This window comes from Aeromonas sp. QDB63 (genome assembly GCF_027707425.1).
GTDB classification, from domain to species: domain Bacteria; phylum Pseudomonadota; class Gammaproteobacteria; order Enterobacterales; family Aeromonadaceae; genus Aeromonas; species Aeromonas caviae.
The window spans coordinates 1-25663 of the sequence record NZ_JAPCIS010000033.1; the positions used below are offsets into that span (position 1 = coordinate 1).

General features: G+C 63.7%; 21 protein-coding genes. 12 read left to right on the plus strand and 9 right to left on the minus strand.

Annotated elements, in window-relative coordinates; translation table 11 throughout:
• A partial coding sequence (locus PG879_RS16895) for a PD-(D/E)XK nuclease superfamily protein (RefSeq protein WP_270830465.1) occupies positions 1–374 on the plus strand: 374 nt, incomplete at its 5' end.
• 67 nt (positions 375–441) lie between these two features.
• Here PG879_RS16895 and azu read toward each other — a convergent pair.
• Positions 442–882 carry an azurin gene (azu, locus tag PG879_RS16900; protein WP_210600776.1) on the minus strand — a complete coding sequence of 147 codons (441 nt, stop codon included), beginning with the start codon at positions 880–882 and terminating at the stop codon, positions 442–444.
• Between the two features lie 299 nt (positions 883–1181).
• Here azu and PG879_RS16905 point away from each other — a divergent pair, with 299 nt between their 5' ends.
• Positions 1182–2225, plus strand: a complete 1044-nt coding sequence (locus PG879_RS16905) for an FAD:protein FMN transferase (RefSeq protein ID WP_270830466.1) — start codon at positions 1182–1184, stop codon at positions 2223–2225.
• 41 nt (positions 2226–2266) lie between these two features.
• Here the strand turns inward: PG879_RS16905 and PG879_RS16910 are convergent, their stop codons facing one another.
• On the minus strand, positions 2267–2692 hold the full coding sequence (locus PG879_RS16910; RefSeq protein WP_010673670.1) for an Hsp20/alpha crystallin family protein: 426 nt from the start codon (positions 2690–2692) through the stop codon (positions 2267–2269).
• A gap of 270 nt (positions 2693–2962) precedes the next feature.
• Between PG879_RS16910 and PG879_RS16915 the strand changes: the two genes are divergently transcribed.
• The 7 genes from PG879_RS16915 (at position 2963) to PG879_RS16945 (ending at position 12768) form a co-directional block, all read left to right on the plus strand.
• Entirely contained in the window at positions 2963–4609 is a 1647-nt protein-coding gene (locus PG879_RS16915; RefSeq protein WP_270830467.1) for a tetratricopeptide repeat-containing response regulator, read from the plus strand.
• A gap of 60 nt (positions 4610–4669) precedes the next feature.
• Entirely contained in the window at positions 4670–5632 is a 963-nt protein-coding gene (locus PG879_RS16920) for an ion channel (protein WP_143237818.1), read from the plus strand.
• Positions 5633–5884: 252 nt separating this feature from the next.
• Positions 5885–6691 carry an exodeoxyribonuclease III gene (gene xthA / locus PG879_RS16925; protein ID WP_042076059.1) on the plus strand — a complete coding sequence of 269 codons (807 nt, stop codon included), beginning with the start codon at positions 5885–5887 and terminating at the stop codon, positions 6689–6691.
• A 185-nt stretch (positions 6692–6876) separates the two neighbouring features.
• Complete coding sequence (locus tag PG879_RS16930) at positions 6877–7377, plus strand: hypothetical protein (protein ID WP_124813864.1); 501 nt, start codon at positions 6877–6879, stop codon at positions 7375–7377.
• A 261-nt stretch (positions 7378–7638) separates the two neighbouring features.
• Positions 7639–9168, plus strand: a complete 1530-nt coding sequence (locus PG879_RS16935; RefSeq protein WP_185702523.1) for an efflux RND transporter periplasmic adaptor subunit — start codon at positions 7639–7641, stop codon at positions 9166–9168.
• A 73-nt stretch (positions 9169–9241) separates the two neighbouring features.
• Positions 9242–12370, plus strand: coding sequence for an efflux RND transporter permease subunit (locus PG879_RS16940; protein ID WP_270830468.1), 3129 nt, complete (start codon positions 9242–9244; stop codon positions 12368–12370).
• Positions 12371–12414: 44 nt separating this feature from the next.
• Positions 12415–12768 carry a copper-binding protein gene (locus PG879_RS16945; RefSeq protein ID WP_102948692.1) on the plus strand — a complete coding sequence of 118 codons (354 nt, stop codon included), beginning with the start codon at positions 12415–12417 and terminating at the stop codon, positions 12766–12768.
• Between the two features lie 74 nt (positions 12769–12842).
• On the opposite strand, the gene PG879_RS16950 is transcribed toward PG879_RS16945, so the two are convergent.
• Entirely contained in the window at positions 12843–14537 is a 1695-nt protein-coding gene (locus tag PG879_RS16950; protein ID WP_124813217.1) for a pyridoxal phosphate-dependent decarboxylase family protein, read from the minus strand.
• Between the two features lie 176 nt (positions 14538–14713).
• The gene (locus PG879_RS16955) at positions 14714–15727 is read right to left on the minus strand and encodes a lipoate--protein ligase (RefSeq protein ID WP_124813219.1); all 1014 of its coding nucleotides are present in this window, start codon (positions 15725–15727) and stop codon (positions 14714–14716) included.
• A gap of 468 nt (positions 15728–16195) precedes the next feature.
• Here PG879_RS16955 and PG879_RS16960 point away from each other — a divergent pair, with 468 nt between their 5' ends.
• Positions 16196–18583, plus strand: coding sequence for a diguanylate cyclase domain-containing protein (locus tag PG879_RS16960; protein WP_235663347.1), 2388 nt, complete (start codon positions 16196–16198; stop codon positions 18581–18583).
• 33 nt (positions 18584–18616) lie between these two features.
• On the opposite strand, the gene PG879_RS16965 is transcribed toward PG879_RS16960, so the two are convergent.
• From PG879_RS16965 to PG879_RS16985, 5 genes are read right to left on the minus strand one after another with little or no spacing between them, the layout of a single operon-like run.
• Positions 18617–21775, minus strand: a complete 3159-nt coding sequence (locus tag PG879_RS16965) for an efflux RND transporter permease subunit (protein WP_124813223.1) — start codon at positions 21773–21775, stop codon at positions 18617–18619.
• Entirely contained in the window at positions 21768–22787 is a 1020-nt protein-coding gene (locus tag PG879_RS16970) for an efflux RND transporter periplasmic adaptor subunit (protein ID WP_042881670.1), read from the minus strand. The genes PG879_RS16965 and PG879_RS16970 overlap by 8 nt, the downstream gene beginning before the upstream one ends.
• Before the next feature lie 39 nt (positions 22788–22826).
• Positions 22827–23273, minus strand: a complete 447-nt coding sequence (locus tag PG879_RS16975) for a YeeE/YedE family protein (protein WP_042881672.1) — start codon at positions 23271–23273, stop codon at positions 22827–22829.
• Positions 23274–23286: 13 nt separating this feature from the next.
• Positions 23287–23700: a YeeE/YedE family protein gene (locus PG879_RS16980; protein ID WP_162540542.1), complete on the minus strand. Its 414-nt coding sequence runs from the start codon at positions 23698–23700 to the stop codon at positions 23287–23289.
• Positions 23697–24011 carry an ArsR/SmtB family transcription factor gene (locus tag PG879_RS16985; protein ID WP_039039225.1) on the minus strand — a complete coding sequence of 105 codons (315 nt, stop codon included), beginning with the start codon at positions 24009–24011 and terminating at the stop codon, positions 23697–23699. The genes PG879_RS16980 and PG879_RS16985 overlap by 4 nt, the downstream gene beginning before the upstream one ends.
• An 87-nt stretch (positions 24012–24098) precedes the next feature.
• Between PG879_RS16985 and PG879_RS16990 the strand changes: the two genes are divergently transcribed.
• Positions 24099–24284: a YgaP family membrane protein gene (locus PG879_RS16990; protein ID WP_069785324.1), complete on the plus strand. Its 186-nt coding sequence runs from the start codon at positions 24099–24101 to the stop codon at positions 24282–24284.
• A 52-nt stretch (positions 24285–24336) separates the two neighbouring features.
• Entirely contained in the window at positions 24337–25608 is a 1272-nt protein-coding gene (locus PG879_RS16995) for an NAD(P)/FAD-dependent oxidoreductase (protein ID WP_270830469.1), read from the plus strand.
• Positions 25609–25663 lie beyond the last annotated feature (55 nt).

The window sequence follows — 25663 nt, forward strand, 5'->3', positions numbered from 1 at the left end:
TAGCGACTAATCAGATCGCACAAACTGGACTGAGTTCCCTTCCTCCGGTGATCTACTATTCGGAACAGCTATTTAGAGTCCCCTACGAAGATCTGTATGGATTGAAAGCCTTTAGTGCTTTTGTCATTAACCATCCACTCGATGGCTTGACTAGAGTGGAACCTCACCAACAACAGGTTTCAGGCTCAGTTGACCGTAAGTTTCCTTTCTTTTTACAAAGTGCCCATAAAGCACCAGAACCTAATGTCATTATCTTGATTGAAGGCCAAGGGCACAAAAAAGCAGCATTCGAATGGTTGAAGTCTGAAGCAACGAAGTGCGCAGAAAAGAATATCAAATGCTATGACCTGGCGGAGTTTACCCTCTGGCTATAAGGGTCAAAACAAAAAGCCGGGACCCTCCCGGCTTTTGTTTGTGCTGGCGGCGACACGCCCCTTGGCACTACCCCACCTTGAAACTGCCCTTCATCAGGGCGAAGTGGCCCGGGAAGGAGCAGAAGAAGGTGAGATCCTTGCCCGCCAGGCCGTCGGTCTTGAAGGTGACGCTGGTGCTCTCGCCGCCCCCCACCAGCTTGGTGTGGGCCAGGATCCTGGGGTCATCCTTGGGCAGGTAGTCGTGATCGACCCCGGCGCTCATGCCGGCGGTGGCGATGGCCTGATAGTCGGCGGTGTTGGCCAGCACCCAGTTGTGGCCCATGTTGGCCACCGGCAGCTTGCCCGTGTGATTGAGGGTCACCGTCACCTCCTTGCAGGTGGCCGGCACGCTCATCGCCGTCTGGTTGTACTGCATGGCGTCATTGCCTTCGATCACCAGTGCGCACTCGTCGGCCAGGACCGGGGTGGCGAGGGAGCCAAGAAGCAGCAGGGTTAACATCTTTTTCATCATTTTCTCCTTTGATTGACGAAGGATGACAGCACAGGCATCTCGCCCCCGTGGGTGCGACCCGCAAAGATGCTGTCAGGATCGATCTTCATTGTATTCAAATGTCGCCGAAGGACGACCGCTTTTGGGCCAGCCTGCGGGCCCGGTCACTTCTTTTCTCCCGACCCCGGGCCCAAAGCGGGTTGATCACATCCCCGTCTGGCTTAATTATTTGCGGCCTTCCCGCCCACGGCCACTCGCCAACACCGCAGCCGTTGGCTAAGCTGCCCCCCCGTCGATGACTCCCGCGAGAATGAGAGATGAAGTTCCCCTTTGCGCCTGCGCTGACGCGCACCCTGCTGCTCTCCCTGATCCTGCTGCTTGGCGCCTGCCAGCCGGCCCCGACCCAGACCCGCATCCAGGGCAATACCATGGGCACCTATTATGCGGTGACCCTGAGCGATCCCTTCCCCGGCGGACAGGGGGCACTGCATCAGGAGGTGGAGGCACTGCTGGCACGCCTGAACAAGGAGATCTCCACCTATGATCCGGGCTCCCTCATCTCCCGCTTCAATCAGGGAACGGGGCAGCCCCCCCTGGTCATCCCGGCCACCATGGCGAAGATTGTGCAACAGGGCATTGACGCCGGGCACCTCACCCGGGGGGGTCTCGATGTCACCGTGGGACCCCTGGTCAATCTGTGGGGGTTCGGGCCGGACAAGCGCCCGGTCAGGCGGCCCAGCGCAGAGCAGATCGCCAAGGCGCGGGAGCGGGTCGGCATCGACAAACTCACCCTGACCCCCGAGGGGGATCACTTCCTGCTCGGCAAGGCCATCCCAGATCTCTATCTGGATCTCTCCACCCTGGGCGAGGGGGCGGCCTCCGACGAGATAGCCGGGCTGCTGGAGCAAAAAGGGGTCCACAACTACCTCATCGAAGTGGCGGGGGCGGTGCGCAGCAAGGGGCACAACGACAAGGGCAATCCCTGGCAGGTGGCCATCGTCGAGCCCTCGGACAGACCGGGCGCCATCGAGGATGTGGTGACCCCGAACGGCATGGCGGTGAGCACCGCCGGCAGCTATCGCAACTATTACGAGCTCGACGGCAAGCGCTACTCCCACATCATCGATCCTGCCACCGGCGAGCCCGTGACCCACAAGCTGGTCTCCGCCACCGTCATCACCCCCACGGCCCTGGAGGCCGATGCCCTCGACACCGCCCTCATGGTGATGGGTCCCGAGCGGGCGATGGCCTTTGCCAGGGAGCACAAGCTGGCGGTCTATCTCATCGAGAAGACCGCCACGGGCTTTGCCGCCAGCCACACCCCCGAGTTTGCCCCCTATCTGGTGCGCAAGCAGCCCTGAATGACGAGGCCCCGCAGTGCGGGGCCTCGTTCACTGACCGCCTATTCGATGGGGATGCGGTGGGGCGCGGGGCTGGCCGCCTGCTTGGGCAGGCGCAGGGTGAGGATGCCGTTGTCAAAGCGGGCGCTCACCTGCTCTGGCGACACCTCCACCGGCAGCTCGACGCTGCGCGACACGCTGCCATAGTAGCGCTCGCTGCGCAGGGCCCGTTCATCCTTGCTCTGGCTGTCAAACTGGCGGATCTCCGCCTTCAGGGTCACCAGCTTGCCGTGCACGTCCACGTGGATGTCCTCCTTCGCCACCCCGGGCAATTCCGCCAGCAGCAGGTAGTCATCCCCGCTCTCCCGCAGATCCAGCTTGATCTGGCCGGGCAACGGGTCCCCGTGCAGGGGGCGGATGTAGAAGCCGGAGGCCATGTCGTGGAACAGGTCATCAAACAGGCTGGTGCGACTCGGTAGCAAACTCATCTGATCCCTCCTTGTGAGCGGGCAAGGGAGCAGACGGGCACCCTGCCCCCTGCCGCCTCCCGCATGCTGATACTCTTCAAGTCTAAAAACCGGGACAGCGCCTGCCAGTGCCAACTCACCTTCCCTTGACCGGGATCAAAGGCAAGACACCCTTTTTTTCACCCAAGGTCTGCGGGAAAAACCGGGGGGCCTTCCCATGTGCAATTGCCTGCCTGCGGACTTTGGTGGCACACTTCTCCCACCAGCCCGTAGCGCCTTGATGCCAGACAGATGCAGATACCGGACTCCGTACCCGAGAAGAAACCCCAGCCCAAGCCCAAGCGCATCCTGCTGGTCAACGAACAGCGTTCCTTCCAGATGATGATGAAGGCGATGCTGATCAACATCGGCATCAACCGCATCACCTACACCAACTCCGCCGACGAGGCCCGCCGCCGCTGCCAGAAAGAGAGCTTCGACATCTATCTGCTCGACTATGAGCTGGGGGCGGGCGAGAACGGCCGCCAGTTGCTGGAAAGCCTGCGGGATCAGCAACTCATTCCGCCCCAGAGCGTGGTGATCATGGTCAGCAGCGACGGCTCCCGCGCCATGGTGCTGAGCGCGCTGGAAGCCGAGCCCGACGAATACCTGATGAAGCCCTTCTCCCAGGAGCAGTTCTCGTTTCGCCTCAAACGCGCCCTCGCCCGTCGCCAGGCACTGGAGAGCGTCTTCAGCGCCCTCACCCGGGACGATCTGCCCGCCCTGGTGGAGGCCTGTGCCAAACAGGCGGACGCGGTGCCCCGCTTTGCCAACTTCTGCCGCTGCCTGCAGGCCGACACCCAGCTCAAGCTGGGCCAGGCCAAGGAGGCCCGCAGCCTGATGCGCCAGCTGCTGGCGGGGCAGGAGAACAGCTGGGCTCGCCTCACCCTGGGCAAGGCGTGCCATACCTTGGGTCTGCACGAGGAGGCGGTGAGCCACCTGCAAGCCACCCTGAAACACACCCCCCTGATGGTGGAGGCTTACCTCTGGCTCGCGGAGTCCCTGCTGGCGCTGGGCAATGACGAGCAGGCCCAGCAGGAGCTGCGCCGGGCGGTGGACATCTCTCCCCAATCAGTGCAGCTCTCCCGCCGTCTGGCGGAGGTGTGCCTGCAACGGCACGACTACGCCCAGGCCAAGGACGTGCTGCTCGCCCTCATCGACTTGTCGCGCAACTCGATCCACCGCACGCCGCATTATCTCGGGGCCTATATCCAGACCCTTACCCTCTATGCCCTCAACAGCAACGACGGCTACCACATCGCCAACCTGCAAAAGCAGGTCAACTCCGCCCTGTCGCGCATCCGCGACTCCCTGATGATGTCGGAGTTCAACTACCCGGTGTTCGAGCAGATCTGCCAGGCCCGGGTGCGCATCGCCCTGGGGGAGCTGCTCAAGGGCAAAAAGATGCTCTATCGCGCCAACCAGAACTGGCTGGACGAGCCCGCCACCATGCCTCCGGCCCTCCTTGGCGAGACCATACTCGCCCTCTATCAGCTCGGGGAGTTCGAGTACGCCGAGAGCCTGCAACCCCTGCTGGCGGAGGATGAGGATCGGCTGCTCACCACCTGCATCCAGGTGACCCGAGATGACAAGACGGTGCAGGAGCGGCGCCAGCGCTATCAGCAGCTCAACGATCTGGGCATCAAGGCCTATCAGGCCGGGGAGCTGGAGCAGGCCCTCGGCCACTTTCGCGAGGCCCTGCGCCGGGCGCCCGCCAATACCGGCGCCGCCCTCAACAAGATCCAGGTGCTGCTGCAACTCATGCAGAAGAACCGCAAGAGCCCGGAGTTTGGCGCCGAGTGCAAGGAGACCCTGGAGGTGCTGGAGGGCATCCCCCTCAACCCCGCCCAGCAGGAACGTTTTCGCAAGCTGCGCCAGGAATATCATCAGCACAGCTGATATCCCCCCTCCTCCCCTCACCTATGCTGATACTGACTCAGGGAAGGGAGGGGCAACACCATGGCAATGTGCCGATACCTGGTGGCCGATGGCCGCCACTGCACCGAAGAGGCAGGGGATCATGATCTCTGCCGCTGGCACGACCCCGCTGCGGCCCACAACACCCCTGATACCGCCGAGGCGCTGGAGCGCTATGTGCGCCAGGGAGGCCTGTGCCACGGCCTGCAACTGGCCCGCGCCGAGCTGGCGGATCTCAACCTGGTGAACAGGCAGGGTCCGGAGGGATTCTTGCTGGAGCAGTGCAACCTCTATCGCGCCAACCTGCGAGGTGCCCATCTCTACGGCATTCGCATCAAGGGCGGCAGCCTGATGAAGGCCGATCTGAGCGATGCGAACCTCCACTGCGCCGCCCTCGACGACGTCAACCTGCTCGGCATCCGCTGGAAGAACACCCGCCTCGACAACCTGGAGACGGGCAAGCGGCTGATGCAGGACAGAAAGGGGCGCCGCGAGCGGGACCCGGCGCAGGCCCGCGTCTGGTTCAAGGAGGCGGAGGAGACCTACCGGGATCTGCGCAAGGCCTCGGAGGCCCAGGGCATCTTCACCATGTCCGGTCGCTACATCCAGCAGGAGCTCACCATGCGCCGCCTGCAGATGCCGTTCTGGTCCTATCAACGCTTCGCCTCCTGGATAGTGGATCTCTTCTGCGGCTACGGCGAGGCCCCCATGCGGGTGGTGCTCTTCTCCCTGCTGCTCATCGTCATCTGCAGCATCTTTTACTTCTTCTGCGGCCTCAACTTCGCGGGCAACCACCTCATCTACCGCCCGGACGCCCCCCTGGAGCAGAACGCCATCTTCCTGCTGGAATGCCTCTATTACAGCGTGGTGACCTTCACCACCCTGGGCTATGGCGACTTCACCCCGGTCGGCCTGTCGCGGATCTTCGCCGCCTTCGAGGCCTTCACCGGCAGCTTCACGCTGGCGCTGTTCGTGGTGGTGTTTGTCAAGAAGATGACCCGCTAAAAACCTGTCCACGATCTTGCTGCGAGGCCGCTTCCAAGGCTCATGTGCTGCTCGCTTATGTGTCGCCAGGAGCTCTCATGTATACATATACACTCCGGTTCCTCTGCTGCGCTTCATCTTGCTGACGGCCTCTCGCGACAGATCGTGAACAGGTTACCGAGCCGCTGCGCCAGTCACAGCCCCCGAACTTGCATCCATCGCGGATTCCTAGTCCAATAAGCGACGAACAAAAACGACATGAGCACCCCGAACATGAAGATCATCTCTTTCAATATCAATGGCCTGCGCGCCCGTCTTCATCAGTTGCAAGCCCTTATCGACAAACACCAGCCGGATGTGATCGGCCTGCAGGAGATCAAGGTCCACGACGAGGCCTTTCCGGTGGCGGACGTGGAGGCCATGGGCTATCACGTGGAATTCCACGGCCAGAAGGGTCACTACGGGGTGGCCATCATGAGCAAGCAGAAGCCGCTCAAGGTGCAAAAAGGCTTTCCCACCGATGAGGAAGACGCCCAGCGCCGCATGATCATGGCCGACTTCCAGCGGGAAGATGGCTCCATCATCACAGTGATGAACGGCTATTTCCCGCAAGGGGAGAGCCAGGATCACGAGACCAAGTTCCCGGCCAAGCAGAAGTTCTATGAAGATTTGCAGCACTACCTCGAGACCCACCACAGCCCGGACGATCAGATAGCGCTGATCGGGGATATGAACATCTCCCCCACGGATCTCGACATCGGCATCGGCGAGGCGAATCGCAAGCGCTGGCTGCGAGATGGCAAGTGCTCCTTCCTGCCCATCGAGCGGGAGTGGATGGAACGGCTCAAGGGGTTCGGCCTGACCGACACCTTCCGCGCCGCCAACCCCACCGAGTGCGAGCGCTTCTCCTGGTTCGACTACCGCTCCAGGGGCTTTGACGAGAACCGGGGTCTGCGCATCGACCTCATCATGGCCTCCGACGCCCTCAAGGACAAGGTGACCGAGACCGGCATCGACTACGAGCTGCGCGGCATCGACAAGCCCTCCGATCACGCCCCCATCTGGACCTGCTTCGCCTGATCCCGGCCGTCGGGCTGCCCTGTCACTCCTGACCCTGAGCCCCCGCCACGCGGGGGCTTCTTCGTCTGCCAATCCGGCATTTCTTAATCCATATCAACTCTTTGGCAGATGGTACAGGCCGAACCTTGACCTTCTCCTATAGGTAAGGTTTACATTCATCCCATACGTCACAGGGAACCTGCACCATGTTGTCATCGAGATTGCCCACAGCGCTCATCGCCCGGCTATTGCTGGCGCTGGTGCTCGTCTGCAATCTCACCCTGTGCATCGGCTGGCATGGGGTGGCTACCGCCCTCCCGGGCGACGCATCCGGTCCCATCCTGGCCCCGCCACAGCCCTCCCTGTCTCATGGGCTGCACCAGAGCGGGCCGGTACAGCACGCCGCCATGACTCCTGACCAGGTCGACACCGCCTCCCTCTCCTGCCATTCGGGCACAATGAATGCGGGGACCCTGTCGGGGGATGAGTGTCAGATGCAGCCCGGCTTCTCCGGCTCCGCCAGTGCGCCCCCCCTGCTCGGCATGCTGCTGTCACTGCTGTTGCTGCCCCTGCTGTTGCTCCCCTCTTCGTGGAGTATCGGCCCCCTGCTGGACAACTGGTTGCGGGATCCCTTCCTGCGCCTGCGTGGTACCCATCCCCCTTCCTGGCCCAGACGGCATCTGATGTTGTCCGTGCTGCGCCATTAGAAACCGCTTCTCCCGTTAGCCCGGGCGATGGCACTGCCATCGCCATGCCGTGCACCGGCCGCTTCGTCGGCGGTGCCCCGATTGTCGGCCAATCCTGTCCACCGCGAGCCGAGCGCCACGTGCCTGTTGCACCGCATCCGCTCACGGCCGGACGGCCCGATACGAGAGAAGAAGTACCATGTCATCACCCAAGACATTTGCGCCCCGTGGCGCCCAGCCCTCCCGCACGCTCTGCCTGCAGACTCGCGCCGGAGGCCAGTCATGAACAAGACGCTGATCCTGTCTGCCCTGCTGCTCGCCCTCGGGGCCGGCGGCGGCTACTGGGCCGCCAAACAGACCACGGATGGCGCCAGCGCCGAGAAGAAGCCCCTCTACTGGGTCAACCCCATGGATCCCCGCGACAAGCGCGACGGCCCCGCCAAGGACAACATGGGGATGGACTTCATTCCCGTCTATGAGGAGCAGAAAAGCGGCTCGCCGGGCACCGTCACCATCAGCCCCGAGATCCAGCAGAACCTGGGGGTGCGGCTTGCCAAGGTGGAGAAATTGCCTATCCACCAGCAGGTCGAGACGGTGGGCTACGTCGGCTATGACGAGGACAGGCTGGAGGCGGTCAACGCCCGCATGGCGGGCTGGATCCGCACCCTCGCCATCAAGAGCGAGGGGCAGCAGGTGAGCAAGGGGAGCCTCATCTACGAGCTCTATGCCCCGGATCTGGTCAACGCCCAGCACGAGTACCTGCTCGCCCTCAACACCACCAACCCGCTGCTGCTGCGCGCCGCCGAGGGCAAGCTGAAATCCCTGCAGGTGCCGGCGGATCAGATAGCGGCCCTCAAGCGCACCCGTCAGGTGCAGGAGACGGTGCGCATCTATGCCCCGAGCAGCGGCTATGTCTCCGAGCTGAAGGTGCGCGAGGGCCAGTATGTGGAACCCGCCGCGGCGCTCTTTAACATCAGCACCCTCAAGCAGGTGTGGGTGAGTGCCGAGGTGTTCGAGCGTCAGGCCGCCCAGCTGAAGGTGGGCGATCCGGTCACCATGACCCTGGACTACGCCCCGGGCCGCCAGTGGCAGGGTCGGGTCGATTACCTCTACCCCACCCTGGATGCCGCCACCCGCACCCTCAAGGTACGGCTGCGCTTCGCCAACCCGGACGAGTTCCTGAAACCCAACATGTTCGCCAAGGTGACGATTCAGACAGGCAAGGGCGAGCCCCGACTGGTGGTGCCGAGCGAAGCGGTGATCCGCACCGGCAGCCAGGACAGGCTGGTGCTGGCGCTGGGGGATGGCAGCTTCAAGTCGGTAGCCGTCACCCTGGGCCCCCAGTTTGGCGACAAGGTTGCCATCCGGGAGGGGGTTGAAGCGGGGGACAGCATCGTCAGCTCGGCCCAGTTCCTGCTCGACTCGGAGTCGGCCATCGATTCGGACTTCCAGCGCATGACGGCGGTGCGCCCCGCCCAGATCTGGACCCAGGGGGAGGTGCAAGGCATCGACCTGGCCGGGCGTACCCTGATGGTCGCCCACCAGCCCATCCCCGAGTGGCAGTGGCCCGCCATGGAGATGGAGTTCACCGTGGCCGAGGGGGTCGACATGAGCAAGCTGACCGAGGGACAGACCCTGCACCTGCAGGTGATGCAGGAGGGGGATGAATATCGCATCACCACCATCCATCAGGAACAAGCGCCAGTACCCGGCGACGCCACCAAGCCAGCAACGGATGAGATGGAGCAAATGGAAGGCATGGACCATGGCCAGCATCAGATGGCGATGCCCGAGATGGAGAAGAAGTCATGATCCCTGCCATCATTCGCTGCCTGACAGGCAACCGCTCTCCGCTCTCTGCACCCAATGAGCAAGGAGCCCAACCATGATCCCCTCGATTATTCGCTGGTCCGTGGGCAACCGCTTCCTGGTGCTGCTATTGACCCTCATGCTCACCGCCTGGGGGCTCTGGTCGGTCAAACAGACCCCGGTGGACGCCCTGCCGGATCTCTCCGACGTCCAGGTGATCATCAAGACCTCCTACCCCGGCCAGGCGCCGCAGGTGGTGGAGGATCAGGTGACCTACCCGCTCACCACCGCCATGCTGGCGGTGCCGGGCGCCACCACGGTGCGCGGCTACTCCTTCTTCGGCGACTCCTTCGTCTACGTGCTGTTTGACGACGACACCGACCTCTACTGGGCCCGAGCCCGGGTGCTGGAGTACCTGAGCCAGGTGGCCCCCAACCTGCCCGCCTCCGCCCGCCCCCAGCTCGGCCCCGATGCCACCGGGGTGGGCTGGGTCTACCAGTACGCCCTGGTGGACAGAACCGGCAAGCATGACCTCAGCGAGCTCACCTCCCTGCAGAACTGGCTGCTCAAGTTCGAGCTGCAGACGGTGGACGGCGTCTCCGAGGTCGCCACCGTGGGCGGCATGGTGCGCCAGTATCAGGTGCGGGTCGACCCGGACAAGCTGCGCGCCTACGGCATCCCGCTCTCCCTTATCGAGACCGCCATCAAGCAGGGCAACCAGGAGACCGGCGCCTCCGTCATCGAGATGGCGGAAGCGGAATACATGGTGCGCTCGAATGGCTATCTGAAAAGCGTGGAGGATCTGAAGCAGATCCCGCTCGGCACCAATGTGCGCGGCGCCCCCCTGCTGCTGGGGGATGTGGCGGATGTGGTCACCGGCCCCCAGAGCCGACGCGGCCTGGCCGAGCTCAACGGCGAAGGGGAAGTGGTGGGCGGCATCATCGTCATGCGCTATGGCGAGAATGCCCAGCACACCATAGACGGGGTCAAGGCGCGGCTGGCGGAGCTCAAATCCAGCCTGCCGGAGGGGGTGGAGATCGTCACCGTCTACGATCGATCCGATCTTATCCAGCGCGCCATCGACAACCTCTCCGGCAAGCTGGTGGAAGAGTTCGCCGTGGTGGTGCTGGTCTGCCTCGCCTTCCTGTTCCACCTGCGCTCGTCCCTGGTGGTGGTCATCTCCTTGCCCATCGCCATCCTGACCGCCTTCATCGTCATGCACCTGCAGGGGATCAACGCCAACATCATGTCGCTGGGGGGCATCGCCATCGCCATCGGCGCCATGGTGGACGGTGCCATCGTGATGATCGAGAACGTCCACAAACACATGGAGCGGGAGGCGCTCACCGACAAGAACCGCTGGCGCATCATCACCGAGGCGAGCATAGAGGTGGGGCCCGCCATCTTCTTCTCCCTGCTCATCATCACCATCAGCTTCCTGCCGGTGTTCGCGCTGGAGGCGCAGGAGGGGCGGATGTTCCACCCCCTCGCCTACACCAAGACCTACGCCATGGCCGCCGCCGCCGCGCTCGCCATCACGCTGGTGCCGGTGATCATGGGCTACTTCATCCGTGGCAAGGTGCTGGCCGAACAGGCCAACCCCCTCAACCGCTGGCTGAGCCAGGGTTATGTGCCCCTGCTCAAGGCCGTGCTGGCTCGTCCGAAAACTACCCTGGCCATCGCCGCCGTGGTCACGGTGGCGGGCTTCTGGCCACTCCAGCATCTGGGCTCCGAGTTCATACCGCCGCTCGACGAGGGGGACATCATGTACATGCCCACCACGGCGACCAACATCTCGGTGGGCAAGGCGCGGGAGATTTTGCAGCAGACCGACAAGCTCATTCGCACCGTGCCCGAGGTGCAGAACGTGTTCGGCAAGGCGGGGCGCGCCGACTCGGCCACCGACCCTGCGGATCTCGTGATGATGGAGACCAGCATCCAGCTCAAGCCCAAGGATCAGTGGCGCCCCGGCATGACCCCGGAGAAGCTCAAGGAGGAGCTCGACTCCCTCATCCGCTTCCCCGGTCTCACCAACGCCTGGGTGCCCCCCATCAAGACCCGCATCGACATGCTGGCCACCGGCATCAAGACCCCGGTCGGCATCAAGATAGCGGGGCCGGATCTCAAGGTGATCCAGCAGCTCGGCCAACAGCTTGAGCAAGTAGTCGGAAAGGTGGAGGGCGCCTCATCGGTCTACGCCGAGCGGGTGGCGGGTGGCCGCTACGTCAAGGTGGACATCGACCGGCTGAAGGCGGCCCGCTACGGCCTCAATATCGCCGACGTGCAGGCGGTGCTCGCCACCGCGGTGGGCGGCATGGAGGTGGGCCAGACCATAGAGGGGCGCGAACGCTATCCCATCAACCTGCGCTACCCCCAGAGCTACCGCGATTCGGTGGCCAGCCTCGAGCTGCTGCCCCTGGTGACCCCCAAGGGGGAACGCATCGCCCTGGCGGACGTGGCGCGGGTCTACATCAGCGACGAGGCGCCCATGCTGCGCAGTGAAAACGCGCGCCTCAACGGCTGGGTCTACGTGGACATTCGCGGCCGCGACATCGGCTCCTTTGTGGCAGAGGCCAAGTCCGAGGTGGGTAGGCAGCTGGTGCTGCCGGCGGGCTACGCCCTCACCTGGTCCGGTCAATACGAATACATGGAGCGGGCCAAGGCACGCCTCGCCTACGTGGTGCCGCTCACCATCGCCATTATCGTGCTGCTGCTCTATCTGGCGTTTCGCCGCTTCCAGGAGGTGCTGCTCATTCTCACCACCTTGCCGCTGGCGGTGGTGGGCGGGATCTGGACCCTCTGGCTGCTGGACTTCAACCTGTCAGTCGCCGTAGGGGTAGGTTTTATCGCCCTGGCGGGGGTGGCGGTGGAGACCGGCGTCCTGATGCTGGTCTACCTCAACCACGCCTGGGATGACCTGGTGGCGAGCGGCAAGCCGGACAAGGCGGGCCTGCACCGGGCGGTCATCCACGGCGCCGCCCTGCGCCTGCGCCCCAAGATGATGACGGTGGTGACCATCATCGCGGGCCTGTTGCCCATCATGTGGAGCCACGGCACCGGCTCCGAGGTGATGCAGCGCATCGCCGCCCCCATGATTGGCGGCATGGTGAGCGCGCTGGTGCTGACCCTCTTGGTGCTGCCTGCCGCCTATTACCTCTGGCGCAGCCGCAGCCTTGGCAAGACCGAAACCCGGCAAGCCGATTGACCCGACTTCACCACCGACTTTGAATAAACGACGAGGAAAAGATCATGAATTACAAGACGTTGACCCTGACATTGCTGCTCGGCCTTGCCACCCACACCAGCCTGCAGGCTGCCGAGATGATGAACCATGCCGGCCACGACATGGGCCAGATGAGCCAGATGGAAGGCATGAACGAGATGGCGATGACCCAGGGGGTCATCAGCCGCATCGACGCGGCCAACGGCAAGGTCGGCATCAAGCACGAGGCCATCGCGAACCTCAAGATGCCGGCGATGACCATGGTGTTTCGGGTGGCCGATCCCGCACTGCTCAAGGATCTGAAAGTGGGGGATGCGGTGCGCTTTCACGCCGAAAACCCGGCCGGCAAGCTCACCGTGACCGCCATCCAGAAACGGTAACCACTGCCTTGAGCCATAAAAACGGCGGGATTATCCCGCCGTTTTTATTTATGACATCACAAGATGTGGCTCTGTCAGCCGCGAATATGCGCGATAAAGGCGTCGATCTGTTCGCGGCCGCAGGCCGGGTTCATGAAGACCGCCTTCTCCCCGGCGATGTAGGAGTACTTGCCACGAGCGTCATAGTCGGAGTGAGCGATGGCCTCCACCCAGTTGGTGTAGAGCCCCACCTTGCCGCGCCCGGTAAACAGGCTGCGGTGGTAGTCGGTGTTGCGCTGCAAGCGCGCCTTGTAGGCCGCATCCGGGCTGCGCGCCAGCTCGAAGGCGAACTCGGCCTCGGGGTCCTGCACCCACTCGGGGTTGTAGATCTTGAAGCCCACGCTCGGCCCCTGGTTCTCCTGGGCCACCAGCTTGACGTTGCCGAGCTGGCTTAACCGGAAGCGGAAGTAGTTGGCGTTTTGCAGGCAGTGGGCCAGCACGGTGCGATACCCCTCCACCCCCAGGTAGTTGAGCGCCGCATAGGCACCAAACAGGCCGCTCGCCCCGCGGGAGCACTCGATGGTGGACTGCAGGTGGGTCTGGCCCTGAATGTCCCGCTCAAAGTAGGAGAAGTTCTCCGGGTCGTTCTCCATCGCCTTGAGGTCGTCCTGCTCCTTGATCATCACCAGGCTGGAGGTGTAGGGCACATAACCCCACTTCTGGAAGTCGACGGTGAAGGAGTCGGCGTATTTGAGCTCGGCGAAGCGGCTCACGTTGCGCTCGATCCCCGCCAAGGTGGCGCTGTTGATGGCCAGCGGGTTGGCGGCAAAGTCGTAATCCAGGAAGAAGATCATCGACCAGCCGATGGCGGCGTCGACGTGGATGTGGGGCCTGACCGCCACCTCGAAGCGCTCGCAGAGGCGATCCCGCAGGTCCACCACGGGTTTCACCTGGTCCACTCCGAAGGTGTCGGTGGTGCCCATGGTAAGCATGATAGTGGGCACCACGTGCTTGAGAGCGAAGCAGGCGGTCAGGGTGCGCTCGAGGTGGTCGAGATCGATGTCGTTGTTCTCGCCAACCTGGATGCGGATGGTCTTGTTCTCGATGTCGACCCCGAGCAGGGAGAGGTTGGTGATGTTGGAGTAGTGACCGCCCTGGGAGTTGATGATGCGGTAATCCTGATAGTGGCCGAGCCCCTTGTGCTTGGCCTGTGGCAGGCTCTTGCGGATGCCGAGCAGGTAGCCGTAGAGGTTACAGAAGGTCCCCCCCTGGGTGAAGATGCCGGTGGCGCGGGCCGGGTCGTAACCCGCCAGCAGCGCTATCTGGCGCACCACCTTCTTCTCCAGCTCCTCGGCCACCCCGGCGTATTCGGAGTAGACCAGGTTAGGGTTGGCCAATATGCCCATCTGGGCGCCATAGATGGCGGGATCCGCCGACATGGTGATGACGTTCTCGACGCTGGAGGGGTTCTCCCAATCCTTTGACAGGGCGCCGGCAAACAGCAGCTCCGCCATGGGCTCCCCCGGCGTGCGCATGGTGGCCGGCACCGGCATGGTTTCGCAGAGATCGGCGAGACGGGCGCGGCCATCGGGCCAGGCATTGAGCCGCGCAGCCGGCGCCAGTCCACGGGCGCGAAACTCGTTGAGGGTGGCAAAGCCGGGCTCGCGAAAGACCGGCCAGAGGTCGGGGTTGCGTGAGAAAAAGTGGGCTTTGGCGGTGGCAAAACGGCGGGCGAATTCGGGGGAGACGGCGTTGACGCCCTCATCTTTCAGATAGACCAAGTGATTCATTTTTATACCATTGATACTGCTGAGGTGCGGTTTTTATACTCCAGTGACACCTCTATCAACAGAGACAATAACTAATGGTCTGCCCTACTTTTTGTCATGTTGGCGCCCTGACGGGCGCCGCGCCCCCTCTTCCCTCTTTTCCCCTGTTCATCTTGTGATCCTGGTCATGGGCAAGGTCAGCGCAGGGCGGTCAGCAGCCATGCCGAAAACCCTTCCAGCTCGGGGTTGGCCGAAAACGTCGCCCGCCACTGACGCAGCAACTCGTCGATGGCCTCGGGACGATAGGCCACCCCGGGCAGGCGTGCGGCCAGGTCATCCAGGGGCGCAGGGTCCAGGGTGTCACTGAAGATCTGTGCCCGCCCTATCACCCCCTTCTCCACATCGAAATGCAGCTCGACCCCGCCCCAGGGGAAGCGCTCCTCCAGCAGGTGACTGAAGGCGGGAGCATGGCCGAAGTTCCACTCCCAGCTGCGTTGGCGGGCAAAGATCTCGGCAAAGCCGGGCAGGTCGGGCATCCGCTCGGGGGAGATATGCTCAGGCTGCACCACCTCACCGTGATGGGCAAAGAAGGCGTCGCACAGGGCCTGCACCACCTGCTCATGACCCAGGCTAGGCAACAGCTCGCCAAGGTTCGCCACCCTGCTTCTCACCGAGCTGATACCCTTGGCCGCCAGCTTCTTGGGGTCGGGATTGAGGTAGTGGGCGAGGCGACCAAGATCGGCGTCCAGCAGCAGGGTACCGTGGTGAAAGCCGCGATCATGGGTCTCCCGGTAGGCCGAACCCGACACCTTGCGATCCCCGTCCGGGGTCGCCACCAGCAGGTCGTTGCGCCCGGAGGCAAAAGCACTCACGCCTAGTCTGGCGAGGGCATCAATGACGATGGTGGTGGAGACGCTCTTGTCATAACCGGGCTTGCCCGCCATGAAGGTGAAACAGCTGTTGCCAAGGTCGTGGAACACGGCGCCACCCCCGCTGCTGCGCCGGGCCAGGGTCACCCCGTCCTCTTCCATGCGGCGGGTGTTGCACTCCTTCCAGGGGTTCTGGGCCCGGCCTATCACCACCGTATTGTCGTTGCGCCACAGGAACAGCACCCGCTGGGCCGGGTCCATCTGGCGAAAGATGCACTCCTCCACCGCGAGGTTGAACAGGGGATCGTGGGAGTCGGAGAGCAGCAGGCGCAAGGAAGACATGACAGGACCTTCTCGGAAAACAGGAAACGGATGACTACCATACCACCCTGAACGGAGGAAGGCGTCCCCCGACCGCCACAGGTCGACACCCGATAGGGGCAAGAGCATCAACTTCTGATACGACAGGAGAAGACAAGAGGGAATTGCCGAAAACACGCAGTTTATCATTAACAGGCGAGAAGAGAGGCGGCAGCCACCCCTCCTGGAATGACACCTTATTCCCTTGCCACCGGGTCGGTGACGGGTTAACAAGGTTTCAAAACGAGCCGTGACGCCCATTGGCGTGATGAATGACACAAAAATGACTTTTACTGCCTCCCGCGCCCCATCTTATTGGGGCTTGCTCCCCTTGCGAATAACAGGAAATTGTTTGACTCTAGCCAGAAGAGCACCTCCCGAGAGAACAGCGGTATGACGGAGTCCGATGCATCTCGCCAGCCTGTACGCTGGCTTCTGCCCTTCTGGGTGATGATTGCCACCCTGACCACGGCTCCCCTCAGGGCGGATGAGCGCGTCATCCTGCAACTTCCCTGGCAGCACCAGTTCCAGTTTGCCGGTTACTACGCCGCCATCGCCAAGGGGTTCTACCGGGAGGCCGGCCTGCAAGTCACCCTGCGGGAGGCGGGGCCGGGCACCGACGTCATCAATGAAGTCACCACGGGTCGCGCCCAGTTCGGCATCCGCGGCAGCGATCTGCTGCTGGCCCGGGCAGCAGGTCGCCCTGTGGTGGTGCTCGCCGCCATGTTGCAGCACTCCCCCCTGATGCTCATTACCCTGGAGCGGCCGGATATCCAGACCCCGGGCGATCTGGCCAACAAGCGGCTGATGCTCGAACCCGGCTCCAACGAGCTGCTCACCTACCTGCATCGCTACACCCGCAGCCGGCAGTGGGATACCCTGCCCTACGAGAGGGGGGTACAGGCACTGCTGAGGGGCCAGGCGGACGCCATCAGCGCCTACAGCACAACCGAGCCCTTCACCCTGCAGCAACAGGGCATTCCCTACCGGGTGTTCAGTCCCCGCGACATCGGGTACGACTTCTACGGAGACAACCTCTTCACCTCGGAGAGTGAGGTCATCAACCAGCAGGAACGGGTCCAGCGCTTCTTGCAGGCCAGCCTCAAGGGGTGGCGCTATGCCATGGATCATCCCGAGGAGATGATCAACCTGATCCTGGAGCACTACCCCAGCGGGGCCGGGCGCGAGGCGCTCGCCTTCGAGGCCCGTGAAACCCGGGCCCTGATGCAGCCCGACATCATCGAGCCCGGCTACATGCAGCAGGATCGCTGGCAGCAGATCGCACGCACCTACCAGGAGGCCGGGATGATCAAGGCGGTGCCCAACCTCACCCCCTTCCTCTACAACAGTTCCCAGGCGAGCCTTCGCCAACAGCGCCAACTGCTCGACAGGAGCGTGGCCATCGCCATGCTGATCTCTTTCTCCCTGCTGGCCCTGCTCGGCGTCTTCCTGCACCTCTATCTGCGTCTGCGGGAAGAGGCCAGTGACCGACAGCGGCTCACCCGGGAACTGGCCCAGCGCGAGCAGCACTACCGTTTCGTGGCGGAGAACAGCGGCGACGTGATCTGGACCATGGACACCGGCAGCCTGCGTTTTCGTTACATCAGCCCCGCCATCGCGTCCCTAAGCGGCTATGAGCCCGCCGAACTCTTTGCCCTCTCCCTGCGCCAGCTGCTCCCCGATGAGTCCTGGAAACAGCTTCGCGACGGCATCACCACCTCCCTCGAGGCCTGGCAACGGGGGGATCATGGGCAGACCCGGTGCGTCATCCACTCCCAGCTGCGCCACAAGCAGGGTCATCTGGTGGCCATCGAGACGGTCACTACCTTGCATGGCAGCGCCAGCACAAGACCGGACGCCATTTTGGGGGTGACCCGGGATGTCACCGAACGTTCGGCCCGGGAGGAGATGATGCGCCGCCTCGCCTTCTATGACCCCCTCACCGGCCTGGCCAACCGCCGCCTGCTGCAACAGCGGCTCAAGGAGACCCTGGAGCAGGCTCCCCAGCAGCCCCTGGCCCTGGTCTTCATCGATCTCGACCACTTCAAGCCCATCAATGACACCTTCGGCCACGAAACCGGCGACCTGCTGCTCAAGCTGGTGGCCGAGCGCATGGGGGAGTGCGTCAGGGAAGAAGATCTGGTGGCACGCCTTGGGGGGGACGAATTCGTGATCATGCTGCCCGATACGGATGCCTCGGCCCTCGCGGTCGCCGACAAGCTGCACCACTGCCTGCATCACCCCTTCCAGCTTGAGCAGCAGGCGCTGCGCATCTCCGGCAGCATAGGGGTCGCCCTCTATCCGGATCACGGCACCGACCCCAAGACCCTGATGCACCACGCCGATAAGGCCATGTATCAAGCCAAGCACCATGGCCGGGGCAGGGTCTGCCTGTTTTCCACCGGGCAGGATCCCCTCCCCGGCACCCTGCAATGGCAGCCTGCCCACGCATGCGGCCACCCCCGTATCGATGCGGACCACCGCCAGCTCTACCTGCTGGCCAACCGCTTGCTCGAGCACATGCAGGATCCCGGCATCCATCCCGATGCCTTGCTGGCAGACATGGCGCAGATATTCGAGATGGCGCGCCAGCACTTCCTCCTCGAAGAGCTGGTCCTCGCGCAATATGGCTATGAGGAGCTGGCGGCCCATCGCCAGGAGCACCAGCATCTGCTGAAAAAAGCCGGTCAGCTGATGGTGGCCGCACAGGCGGGCACCCTTGGCAACGACGCCCTGCTCAACTTCATCATCCAGGAGCTGGTCGTGGGTCACATGAGCCAGGCGGATCGCCGTTATTTCCCCCTGATGAAAACCTGCGATGCCCGCGAGGCGGTGTGATGCCAGAAAACAGGGGGCACGTGCCCCCTGTGTTTACCTCTGACTTCGGCGAACGAGCAGGCTGTAGTAGAGCAGCGGGATCACCACCAGGGTGAGCAGGGTGGAAACCAGGATCCCGAAGATCAGGCTGATGGCCAGCCCGTTGAAGATGGGGTCATCCAGGATGAAAAGCGCCCCTATCATGGCCGCCAGCGCCGTCAGCATGATGGGTTTGGCTCGCACCTGCGCCGCCTCGATCACCGCCTGCTCGAACGCCATGCCACTCGCCCGCTGCTGCTCGATGAAATCCACCAGCAGGATGCTGTTGCGCACGATGATCCCGGCCAGCGCAATCATCCCTATCATCGATGTGGCGGTGAACTGGGCCCCCAGCAGGGCGTGACCCGGCATCACCCCGATGAGGGTGAGCGGAATGGGGGCCATGATGATGAGCGGCACCAGATAGGAGCGGAACTGGGCCACCACCAGCAGGTAGATGAGGATCATCCCCACCCCATAGGCCAGCCCCATGTCGCGGAAGGTCTCGTAGGTTATCTTCCACTCCCCGTCCCACAAGAGGGCCACCTCCCCCAGCTTGTCGGGCTGATGCACGTAATACTGTGGCAGCGAGATGTCGGCACCGGCGGCAAACATGCCGTAGAGCGGGCTGTCGGCATGGCCGCCCATGTCAGCCACCACCATCACCATGGGCTGCATGTTCTTGTGCATGAGGTAGCTGGGGGCCACCTCGTCACGACGGCTCACCAGCTCGGAGACCCGCACCAGCTGGCCGCTCTGGCTGCGCACCTTGAGAGCCAGGATGCCGGTCAAATCCCGCTTGTCACCGGGGGCGAGCTCGATGCGGATCGGCACCGGATACTTGGCGCCTTGCCCCTGCAGCCAGCTGGCATCCTGATAACCCACGCCCCCGTTGAGGGTCGCCACCAGATCCCCGAGATCGACCCCGAGCAGGGCCGCCTGGGCGCGATCCACCACCAGCCGCCACTTGGGCTGGGGGGCGGTCAGATAGATATCCACGTCCACCAGATCCGCCGTGGCCACAAAGCGGGCCTGTACGGCGCGGGCAGCGGCTTCACGGGCGGCCTGCGTCGGGCCATACACTTCCGCGACGATGGGTGACCAGACAGGCGGTCCCGGGGGCACCTCCACCACCTTGAGATTGCCCCCTGCCGCTCTGGCGATGGCCTGCAAGGGCGCACGCACCGACCGGGCAATCTCGTGACTGCTGCGATCCCGTTCATGCTTGTCCACCAGATTGACCTGAATATCACCCACGTTGGCGCCGCTGCGGATGAAGTAGTGGCGCACCAGCCCGTTGAAGTTGATGGGGGCGGCGCTGCCGGCGTAAATCTGGTAATCCTTCACCTCGGGCACCCTGGCAAGCTCCCGACCCACCGCCAGCAGGGTGCGCTCGGTCTGTTCCAGGGTCGCCCCCTCCGGCATGTCGAGCACCAGCTGGAATTCCGACTTGTTGTCGAAGGGGAGCATCTTGAGCACCACCCACTGCACCATGGGCATGGCGGCGGCGCCCGCCACCAGCAGCAGGATGACCAGCCAGAGCTTGCGTCTCGCGCTCCTGGCGCCAGCGCCAATCAGGAAGGGGGTCATCAGACGGTGAAAGAGGCCGGCCCTGGCCTCCCCGTGGGCGACATGCCCCTCGCTCTTGAGCAGATGGCCCGCCAGCCAGGGGGAGAAGATAAAGGCCACCAGCAGGGAGATAAGCATCCCCATGCTGGCATTGATGGGGATGGGGCTCATGTAGGGGCCCATCAGGCCGCTGACAAACGCCATCGGCAGCAGGGCCGCGATCACGGTCAGGGTCGCCAGTATGGTCGGCCCCCCCACCTCGTCCACCGCGCCTGGAATGAGATCCTTGAGGGAACCCTTGCCCAGGCCGCGATGGCGGTGGATGTTCTCCACCACGACTATGGCGTCATCCACCAGGATGCCGATGGAGAAGATCAGCGCAAAGAGGGACACCCGGTTGAGGGTAAAGCCCCACGCCCAGCTGGCAAAGAGGGTCAGTGCCAGGGTGATGACGATGGCGACCCCCACCACCAGCGCCTCGCGCCACCCCATGCTCACCAGCACCAGCAATACCACCGCCGTGGTGGCAAAGATGAGCTTGCCGATGAGGGTGTTGGATTTGGTCTCGGCGGTGACGCCGTAGTCACGGGTCACCGTCACCTCGACGCCAGCCGGGATGAGCCGGTTCCTGAGGCTCTCCACCCGTTCTTCCACCCGCTTGGCCACCTCCACCGCGTTCTGCCCCGGCTGCTTGCCGATGGCCAGGGTCACCGCCGGGTAGCTGGCTTGCCCCTGCCCCATCCAGCTGCGCTGGACCGGGGTCTCCTCCCCAAGCGCCACCCGGGCCACCTCACCGAGGTAGACGGGCTTGCCGTCGTGCAACCCCACCACCAGCTCGCGGGCCTCCTGCTCGCTTTGCAGGAACTGCCCCACCTGCACCTTGATTTCCCGGTTATCCTGCACCACGGCCTGCTCGCTGCCCACCCGGTTGGCGGCCGCAAGTCGCTGGCTCAGCTCGCCCCAGCTGATGCCATGGGCGCTGAGGGCCGCCGGATCCGGCATCACCCGCAGCACGGCGCTCTGGCTGCCCAGCGTGTAGATATCGCGGGTACCGGGAATGCGCTTGAGTTCGGTCTCCAGCTCGTGGGCGACCCGGGTCAGATCGGAGGCCCCCAGCTGCTTGCTCCAGAGGGTCAGACTGACGATGGGAACATCATCGATCCCCCGGGGTTTTACCAGTGGCTGACCGACTCCGATCCCCTGTGGCAACCAGTCGCGGTTGGAGTCGAGCTGGTTGTTGAGATCCACGATGGCCTGCTCCCGGCTCACGCCTACCTTGAACACCACCACCAGCAGGGCGCCATCGGGTTGGGAGAAGGAGTAGAGGGTATCTATCCCCTTTATCTGGGAGACCACCTGCTCGGCAGGGGTGGTGACGAGGGACTCCACCTCTGCCGGGCTGGCTCCCGGGAAGGGAATGTAGACGTCGGCGAAGGTGACATCGATCTGGGGCTCCTCCTCCTTGGGGGTCACCAGCACGGCAAAGAGGCCGAGCAAGAGCCCCACCAGCGCCAGCAGCGGGGTGATGGCCGAGCCCTGAAACAGGGCCGCCAGCCGACCCGCCGGCCCCAGGTGGCCATGGTTGCCGTTCAGCTCGCTACTCATGGGACACCTCCTGTTGACGGGTCCAGGCATCGGGGGCCAGGGTGTCACCGCCCTTGAGACCCGCCAAGACCTCGCACAGCCCAGCCTCGCAGTGGCCGACCCGCACCGGGGTCAGGGCCCAGCCCTCCCCCTCTTTGAGGTAGACGCCGTTGAACTCCCCCTGCCGCAGCAGGGCGGGCTCCGGCACTTGCAACACCTGACGCTCACCCTGTTTGAGCTGCACCTTGAGCCACATGCCGGGCAGCACCCCTGCCGTGTTCGGCGGCAGATCGAGGCGCAGCCGGAAACTGTGGCTCTGGCTGTCGGCGTAGTTGAAGCGGGTCAGCTTGACGGGAGTCACGGCCTTGCCACCAGGCAGCAGCACCTGCACATCCGACGGCTGGCCGGCGAGAGCCAGCGCGGACTGGGGCAGCTCCAGCTCCACCCTCAGCTCGCCCAGGGAGAAACCGGATAGCAGCGGCGTACCGGGGGCCACCGTCTCCCCCAGCTCCACCAGCCGCCTGGTCACCACCCCGGCGTAGGGGGCGAGGATACGGGTATAGCCGTAGGCTTCCCGGGCCTGGATGAGGGCGGCCTCGGCGGCATTGACCTCGGCGCGGGCGGCCCGATCCGTTGCCTGGGCGTTGTCGAGCTGGGCCCGGGTGATCACCCCCTTGGCGATGAGGGCCTGATAACGGGTGAGCTGGCGCTCGGCCTCCACCTGCTGGGCCTGGGCCCTGGCCACCCGCGCCTCGGCGCCGGTCACGGCGGCAGACTGCTCCTTGCCGCTTATCTCGAGCAGGGGCTGCCCGGCCTGTACCTCGTCGTTCACATCCACCAGCATGCGGGAGACGCGGCCGCTGGTCTGGGCCGCGACCGTCCCCTGATGAATGGCGCTCACGGTACCGCTCAGGGTGAGCCAGTCGGTGACGCGCTGCGGGGTCAGCGTCAGCGGCCCCTTGGCCTCCTCGGCCGCCACCAGGGTGGATGTCATGACCAGCAGGGTGGTCACCAGCAACCGGATTGTGTTCATCATGATTCTCCTTCCCTGGCTCATGGGCACCTTGAAAACTCAGGCAATACGGTGCTGGCGAGCCTTCTCCAGCACCCTGTTCCAGACCTTGTCCACCAGCAGGATCCCGGCCGCCATGGCCCCGATGAACAACAATATCACGGGCTGTCCGCTGGAAATGAGACTCAAGGCAGGCCCTGGACAGATGCCGACCAGGCCCCAACCGATCCCGAACAGTGCGGCCCCGCCAATCAGGCGGCGATCCAGCACGGGAGCGGGAACCCGGGCCATGGGTTCCCCCAGCAGGCTCAGACGACGGGGCTTCACCAGCAGGAAGTAGCCCGGCATGAAGACAGCCAGGGCCCCTCCCATCACGAAGGCCAGGCTGGGATCCCAGGCACCGGCCAGATCGAGAAACCCGGTGACCCGCGCCGGATCCATCATCCCGGAGAGGGCCATTCCCAGCCCGAACAACAGACCCGCAAACACACTTGTCAGCAATTTCATGGCAATCAACCCGTCAAAACATGTGGTGAGTAAAGAACACGGTCGCCACGCCCATCCCCATAAAGGTGAGCGTCGCTACCACGGAGCGCGTCGACAGCCGCCCCATGCCGCAGATGCCGTGACCGCTGGTGCAGCCATTGCCAAGACGGGTGCCGATGCCCACCAGCAGGCCGGCCAGCACCACCACGGGCCAGCCGGGCAAGGCATCAAAGGCGGGCATGGTGGCCCAACCCAGGGTCAGCGCCAGCCAGGCCCCCAGTCCCAATCCCAGCAGAAACAGCACCCGCCAGGGCGTCTTGTACTGCATTGCACCGGCCAGAATGCCGCTGATCCCGGCCACCCGGCCGTTGAACAACATCAGGATCAGGGCCGAGAGCCCCGCCAGCATGCCGCCCCCCAACGAGAGCAGCCATTGGCTTTCCATCATCGAATTTCCTCATCTGAGTGACAAAAATGGGTTTGCAGCGCCGCCAGCACATCGGCCGCCGCCTCGCTCACCAGGGAGTAGTAGATCTGCTGGGAGACTTTGCGCGAGCGGATAAGGCCCTGGCGCTTCAATACCGACAGTTGCTGGGAGAAGGCCGACTGCCCGAGCTGGCTGTGGGCCAGCAGCTCCCCGACCCCCTTCTCCCCTTCCACCAGCTGGCAGAGCACCATCAGGCGTTCGGGATGAGCCAGCGCCTTGAGCAGGCCGGCGGCGGCAGTCGCATGTCGGTTCATCTCGTCGAAGTGGCTCATAAGATTAAATTAGCAATTGCTGATATTTGTTCTATTGTATAAAACAACGCTAAATTAGCAATCACTAAACAAAAGGGGAGACGAGAAATGACCATCGATAACGGAGTCAGAGTGGTCGCGGGTGGCATGTTGCTGCTGTCGCTGCTGCTCACAGCCTGGGTCCACCCGGGCTTTGTCTGGTTGAGCGTCTTTGTCGGGGTCAACCTGATCCAGAGCGCGTTCACCGGGGTCTGTCCCGCCGCCGCCGTGCTCAGGCGAATGGGGCTCAAATAGGCAGGCGGACATATTGGCTCACAGGAGCCGTGTAATAGAGCGGAGGCTCATTATGGCAACCATCATCATCATCGGGGCAGGGTTGGGGGGCATGTCGGCCGCCTACGAGCTCAAGGCCGAACTCGGCAAGCAGCACGACGTCATCCTGGTGAACGACAAACCCGACTTTGAATTCAACCCTTCGAACCCGTGGATTGCGGTCCGGTGGCGAGAGCGCAAAGATATCTCCCTCCCCATAGAGCCTCATGTGAAGAAGAAGGGGATCCGCTTCATCCACGCCGCCCTGACCGGGTTGCAACCCCTCGAACAGCAGATCCGCCTCTCCGATGGCCAGCACCTGCACTACGACTTTCTGGTGCTCTGCACCGGCCCCGCACTCGCCTTTGAAGAGGTGCAGGGAGCGGGCCCGACGGCGGGCGGCACCGCCAGCGTCTGCACCCTCTCCCACGCAGAGGAGTGCCAGCACAGTGTCAACGGGCTGCTCGACGAACCGGGTCCGGTGATCGTCGGTGCCATGCCCGGCGCCTCCTGCTTCGGCCAGGCCTACGAATACGCCTTCATCCTCGATCGCCACCTGCGCGACAAGAAGGTGAGAAAGGACGTGTCCATGACCTTCGTCACCAGCGAACCCTACATCGGTCACCTCGGCCTCAACGGCGTGGGGGATTCCAAGGGCATGCTGGAGAGCGAGCTGCGCATGCGCGACATGCAATGGATCTGCAATGCCCGCACCGTGGCGGCCAGGGATGGGGTGATGACGGTGGAGGAGCTGGATGAAGATGGCAACGTCAAGCGCACCCACAACCTCCCCTACAAGCATGCCATGATGCTGCCCGCCTTCGCCGGCATCAGCCCCCTGCGGAGCCTCGAGGGGCTGGTCAATCCCCGCGGGTTCGTCATCGTCGACGAACACCAGCGCAACCCTGTCTTCCCGCAGATTTACGCCGCCGGGGTCTGCATCGCCATCCCGCCCCAGCACAAGACGCCGGTACCGACCGGGGTGCCCAAGACCGGCTACATGATCGAGGCCATGGTGCGCACCCTGAGCCACAACATCAAGGCGGAGCTGGACGGCCAGCCCCCGGTCACCCGGGCGGTGTGGAATGCCATCTGTCTGGCGGACATGGGGGACACAGGGGCCGCCTTCGTGGCCATGCCGCAGATCCCGCCGCGCAACGTCGCCTGGTTCAAGAAAGGGAAGTGGGTCCACCTGGCCAAGATAGCGTTCGAGAAGTATTTCCTGCACAAGATGCAGGTGGGCGACACCGAACCCATCTATGAAAAACTGATGCTCAAATACCTGGGCATCGACAAGACCCGGTAACCCCCCAAGGGCCCGCCGGTGAAGGGAAGAGGGCTCCCTTCACCGGCGCTTTCAT

Excerpts from the sequence above, each read along its gene's own strand:
- PG879_RS16920 (WP_143237818.1), top strand. The coding sequence starts at position 4,670 with ATGGCAATGTGCCGATACCTGGTGGCCGATGGCCGCCACTGCACCGAA.
- PG879_RS16975 (WP_042881672.1), bottom strand. The coding sequence starts at position 23,273 with ATGAAATTGCTGACAAGTGTGTTTGCGGGTCTGTTGTTCGGGCTGGGA.
- PG879_RS16960 (WP_235663347.1), top strand. The coding sequence starts at position 16,196 with ATGATTGCCACCCTGACCACGGCTCCCCTCAGGGCGGATGAGCGCGTC.
- PG879_RS16950 (WP_124813217.1), bottom strand. The coding sequence starts at position 14,537 with ATGAATCACTTGGTCTATCTGAAAGATGAGGGCGTCAACGCCGTCTCC.
- PG879_RS16980 (WP_162540542.1), bottom strand. The coding sequence starts at position 23,700 with ATGATGGAAAGCCAATGGCTGCTCTCGTTGGGGGGCGGCATGCTGGCG.
- xthA (WP_042076059.1), top strand. The coding sequence starts at position 5,885 with ATGAAGATCATCTCTTTCAATATCAATGGCCTGCGCGCCCGTCTTCAT.
- PG879_RS16935 (WP_185702523.1), top strand. The coding sequence starts at position 7,639 with ATGAACAAGACGCTGATCCTGTCTGCCCTGCTGCTCGCCCTCGGGGCC.
- PG879_RS16965 (WP_124813223.1), bottom strand. The coding sequence starts at position 21,775 with ATGAGTAGCGAGCTGAACGGCAACCATGGCCACCTGGGGCCGGCGGGT.
- PG879_RS16995 (WP_270830469.1), top strand. The coding sequence starts at position 24,337 with ATGGCAACCATCATCATCATCGGGGCAGGGTTGGGGGGCATGTCGGCC.
- PG879_RS16915 (WP_270830467.1), top strand. The coding sequence starts at position 2,963 with ATGCAGATACCGGACTCCGTACCCGAGAAGAAACCCCAGCCCAAGCCC.
- PG879_RS16955 (WP_124813219.1), bottom strand. The coding sequence starts at position 15,727 with ATGTCTTCCTTGCGCCTGCTGCTCTCCGACTCCCACGATCCCCTGTTC.
- PG879_RS16945 (WP_102948692.1), top strand. The coding sequence starts at position 12,415 with ATGAATTACAAGACGTTGACCCTGACATTGCTGCTCGGCCTTGCCACC.
- azu (WP_210600776.1), bottom strand. The coding sequence starts at position 882 with ATGAAAAAGATGTTAACCCTGCTGCTTCTTGGCTCCCTCGCCACCCCG.
- PG879_RS16990 (WP_069785324.1), top strand. The coding sequence starts at position 24,099 with ATGACCATCGATAACGGAGTCAGAGTGGTCGCGGGTGGCATGTTGCTG.
- PG879_RS16910 (WP_010673670.1), bottom strand. The coding sequence starts at position 2,692 with ATGAGTTTGCTACCGAGTCGCACCAGCCTGTTTGATGACCTGTTCCAC.
- PG879_RS16940 (WP_270830468.1), top strand. The coding sequence starts at position 9,242 with ATGATCCCCTCGATTATTCGCTGGTCCGTGGGCAACCGCTTCCTGGTG.
- PG879_RS16970 (WP_042881670.1), bottom strand. The coding sequence starts at position 22,787 with ATGAACACAATCCGGTTGCTGGTGACCACCCTGCTGGTCATGACATCC.
- PG879_RS16985 (WP_039039225.1), bottom strand. The coding sequence starts at position 24,011 with ATGAGCCACTTCGACGAGATGAACCGACATGCGACTGCCGCCGCCGGC.
- PG879_RS16905 (WP_270830466.1), top strand. The coding sequence starts at position 1,182 with ATGAAGTTCCCCTTTGCGCCTGCGCTGACGCGCACCCTGCTGCTCTCC.
- PG879_RS16930 (WP_124813864.1), top strand. The coding sequence starts at position 6,877 with ATGTTGTCATCGAGATTGCCCACAGCGCTCATCGCCCGGCTATTGCTG.